Annotated in this window: 2 protein-coding genes; both read right to left on the reverse strand. The window is 44.6% G+C overall.

Annotated elements, in window-relative coordinates; genetic code table 11:
• Window positions 1–435 precede the first annotated feature (435 nt).
• Complete coding sequence (locus ACF8CV_RS07110) at window positions 436–2,571, reverse strand: lysine decarboxylase CadA (protein WP_069497711.1); 2,136 nt, start codon at window positions 2,569–2,571, stop codon at window positions 436–438.
• Between the two features lie 115 nt (window positions 2,572–2,686).
• The gene (gene cadB / locus ACF8CV_RS07115; RefSeq protein ID WP_005383654.1) at window positions 2,687–4,030 is read right to left on the reverse strand and encodes a cadaverine/lysine antiporter; all 1,344 of its coding nucleotides are present in this window, start codon (window positions 4,028–4,030) and stop codon (window positions 2,687–2,689) included.
• Window positions 4,031–4,503 lie beyond the last annotated feature (473 nt).

A 4,503-nucleotide genomic window follows, 5' to 3' on the forward strand; every position in this document is an offset into this window, starting at 1 on the left:
ACTTTCAACCGAACAAATAGCAATCACTTTGTGTATATACCAAGCGATCTTGGCTATTTTCTCTCATTTAAAAGGATCTTTCCTCAAGAAAAAGGGCGTTTCTACCTGAATTACGATCTTCAAATTTGATGCAATTGAAGCAAATGATCTTCGCTCAACGCGCTTTTTCTCTTCGTCCTGCTGTATAAAAGATAAAAAAAGAGCAGAACGATGACGAACTGCTCTTTGGTCTTTGCTTTTTACTTGGGGTACTTCAGGTGAAGTCTTGGAAATTGCTTCTTCTATATAGAAGAAAAGATCAGAGCATCCTTGCCCTTCTCTTTTACGACAGATTAGCTAGGGGTATATCTAAATGTCGTGGTTGTTCGATGACACATTGAGCTCGTAAGAGTGGAGCATGCTTGCATTCCCAATGGCGTCATCTTCGAGAGGAACTTAGTTCTTCAATACTTTTACGGTGTAGCTACCATCTTTTTGTTGGTACAGACCGTGGATATCGGTTTCGAAACCTGGGTAATGCGCACCGATCTCACAAAGCATCTCTAGGAAGTCCAGCACTGGGCGAGACTCTTGAGTCACCATTTCACCAGGAAGTACTAGTGGCACACCTGGAGGGTAAGGAAGGATCATGTTCGCACTTACGCGACCAACCATTTCTTCCAGTTTGATTTCTTCTACGTTACCGCGAAGCTCTTCTTGCCATGCTGCGTGTGGTGTTACTTTCATTTCTGGAAGAACATCGAACGCTTTGTACATTAGTTCTGGTAGGTTGTATTTCTTAGTTAGGTTATGAATTGCTTGTGCCAATTCTTGAACGCGCATGCCTTCATAGAAGCTTGGATCTTCGTTATATAGCGAAGGTAGGAAGCTCTTGATGGTTAGGTTCAAGTCATAGCCACGTTTAAATTCAGTTAGACCGCGTAGCAATTGCATTGCTTTTGATTTGTCGATACCGATTGAGAATAGGAACAACAAGTTGTATGGACCTGTTTTCTCTACCACGATGCCACGCTCGTCTAGGAATTTAGCCACCAGCGAAGCAGGAATACCTGATTCTTCTAGTTCGCCTTCTTTGTTCATCCCTGGAGTCAGTAGCGTGACTTTGATTGGGTCAAGATACATGTGGTTGTCATCCATGTTCTTGAAGCCGTGCCATGTGTCGCTAGGGTCTAGTTTCCAACATTCTGTGGTATCGATGTTTTCTGGTTGCCATACATCGAAGAACCAGCTGTCACTTTCTGCTTCTAGGCGTTTGATCTCTTTACGGAAGCGGATTGCGCGATCGATAGAGTCTTGCATCAACTTCTTACCAGTGTTGCCGCGCATCATTGCCGCTGCAGTTTCAGTAGAAGCAACAATGCCGTACTGAGGTGAAGTTGAAGTGTGCATCATGAATGCTTCGTTGAAAGACTCTTTATCAAAGTCACCTTTCACGTGAATCATTGAAGCTTGTGAGAACGCTGCCAACAGTTTGTGTGTTGATTGTGTTTCGTAGAACACTTTGCCTGGCATCGCTTCACCACTCATACCACATTTACCTTCGTAAATTGGGTTGAAGTTAGTGTAAGGCACCCAAGCACTGTCGAAGTGGATGTGTTTACAGTCTAGCGACTCTTTGATGAATTGTGTGTTGTACAACAGACCATCGTAAGTTGAGTTAGTCACTACTGCGTAACTTGGCGCTGTTGCACCTGGAGTTCTCGCTACTTTCTCTGCAATGACGTCGCGGCTGAATTCGCTTTGTGGAATACCACCAAGGATGCCGTATGCGTTACGAGTTGGACGGAAGTAGATTGGTGTCACGTCGCTCATCATCATTAGGTGAGTCAGAGATTTGTGACAGTTACGGTCAATCAGTACTGTGCTGCCCGCAGGTGCTGAGTACATACCAACGATTTTGTTCGATGTAGACGTACCGTTAGTTACGATGTACGAGCTGTCTGCATTGAATGTACGTGCGATGTATTCTTCTGCATCTTTATGTGGACCTGAGTGGTCTAGTAGAGAACCTAGCTCAGGCATTGAGATTGATACGTCCGCTTTGAATGTATTTGGACCGTAAAAATCGTAGAAGATGCTACCAGCAGGACTTTTCTGGAATGCAGTACCACCCATGTGACCTGGAGTACAGAAGGTGTATTTACCTTCTTCTACGTATTTGAATAGCGCTTTAGTGAATGGAGGCATGATGGCATCTTTGTATGCCTCAGTCGCTTGGTTGATTTTGATAGCGATGTCGTCAGCCATACCTAAAGCGTACTCGAAGAAGCTCACGTTTAGACGTAGGTCTGTTAGTGAAATATCTAGAGTAGACTGTTCGTTAGCAAATGCGTGAACAGGCAGTTTTTCGTTGATTTGGCTAATACGTTCACATAGCTCTAGTGAGTATTTATCCCAGTCGAACAGCACACCGCAAATGCGTGGGTTCATCTCAATCATTTTGATCAAGTCTTTATCATCTACTGGGTAAACCACTTCGTAGCCCGCTTTCTCAAGAGCAGCGTGAAGTTGACGAACTGGCTCTTCTTTAAAGAACACACCCATGTGGTTCAAGATAGCGAAAATATTCATTTGGACATCTCCAAGGCGAATGAAGGCGCTCTCTGCCATTTACAGGCAGTGAGTAAGGTGAGCGCCGAGTGAATTTGTTTTTATTGGCTGGCACCGAAGTGCCAGCGTTTGGGGATTAGTTGCTTGCTTGAGCAGGCATGTCGTCAGCGTGTAGCTTCATGTACTGAGCTAAGCCGGCTTTTTTGCTGTAGAACATCAAGATAACGAGAGACACGATGAAGGTTGCTGTTAGCGTACCGCCTTCTGCACCAGCAAGGGCAATGAAGCAGAACAGACAAGCTACACCAGAGAACAGCATTACGAAGCCGTTACGTGTTGTCATACCTTCGAAGCGAATCAAGTTAATGCTTGAGTAGAAGTAAGGCAGCATAGTTAGTAGAACTGCATCAGTCGTTAGCTGGTTGAACAGGTCTGATGCATGTGCTGTTTTAGAGCTGAAGAACATCAGTACAACCATTAATGCTGTCATCTTGATTGACGCAAGGATTAGACCTTTCTTAGGCACACCGTTTTTGTCAGTTTCGCCGTAGATTTTAGGGAAGTTGCCATCGCTTGCTGCACGTTTACCAGCCTCGCCCACCAGCATCATCCAAGAGCCTAGCGAAGTGAAACATGCTAGTGCTGTGAACGCTGATACGAATGGTGCTGTCCAGCTACCGAATAGCTCAGTGGTTGCCAATGCAAATGGCGCACCTGATGCCGCAACTTCAGAAGCAGGGAACATGCCGCTGATCATTTGAGTTGATAGGATGTAAATCACACCTGCGATACCAGTACCCAGCATGGTTGCTAGCGGTACAGTACGTTTAGGGTTTTCTACCATACCTGTCGATACTGCTGCTGATTCCACACCAACGAATGACCATAGACAGATAAGAACCGCAGTCACAATCGCATGGCTATCAGTACCTGCAGATACGTTCCAGTTTTGGCTGTATAGCGCGGTGTCGAAGTGCGTCCAACCAAATAGAGCGGTACCAACAACAGGAATTAGGATTAGAACAAGACCAAGCGTACATAGACGGCTTACCCAGCTACCACCAAGTAGGTTGACGAAAGTGAAGATCCATACCGATGCAATCGTCGCAATACCCGCTGGGATTGGGTCATTAAGCACAGGGAAGAATACTGAAAGGTAAGAAACACCTGTAATAGCAATAGCTAGGTTACCAATCCAGTTCGCGTGGTAATAAAGCACGCCCGTTTGGAAACCAAAGACTGGGGAAACTTCGCCCGCATAAGCGATAGGACCACCTTCTTGAGGGTTTTTGGTTGCCAGACGAGCGTAAACAAACGCAAGGCTCAGTGCACCGATCAAACAGATCAGCCAGCTGAAAATTGAAACAGAGCCTACTGAAGCTAGGCTGGAAGGTAACAGTGCAATACCACTACCCATCATGTTACCGGCGACTACACCCGTACAGGCAATTAGGCCGATTTTTTTCGTATTCGATGACATAACATCTCCAAATCTATTCTACTCAAGTCAACGTGACTCAAACTGAACGGTTATTAGCGAGATGCTATGAAGTAGATACCTGCTCGACCTCGCTAAATTTCGAAGTGAAGACTACGCCCAAAAATCGGGAAAAAAATAAACTTGGCGTTATCAATAAAATGATTAGTTAATCAACATCAAGTTGAGATAAACATGATAAATACAAAAATATAAAACCATATTATTCATGCAGTTATAAGAAAAACATCAAACCTTCTACCGATAGATAAACTCTCATCAACTCGTCGGTAATCGCGATAAAAGTTATCAACCTCTATCAACTTCCCCATCCCGAAGGGTTAATTCCCTGAACTGTTGATTCCATAAATCTCTCCCTGATCGCGCTTTTTGACCCACATCAATATTCATCTCGCCTGCAAGAAAGCATCAGAATCATTCTCGCCACATAACTCAGCCAGACACTCCATACAATC

Origin of the sequence: Vibrio sp. zbq_1, from assembly GCF_043102935.1 — a bacterium.
Classification (GTDB): domain Bacteria; phylum Pseudomonadota; class Gammaproteobacteria; order Enterobacterales; family Vibrionaceae; genus Vibrio; species Vibrio parahaemolyticus.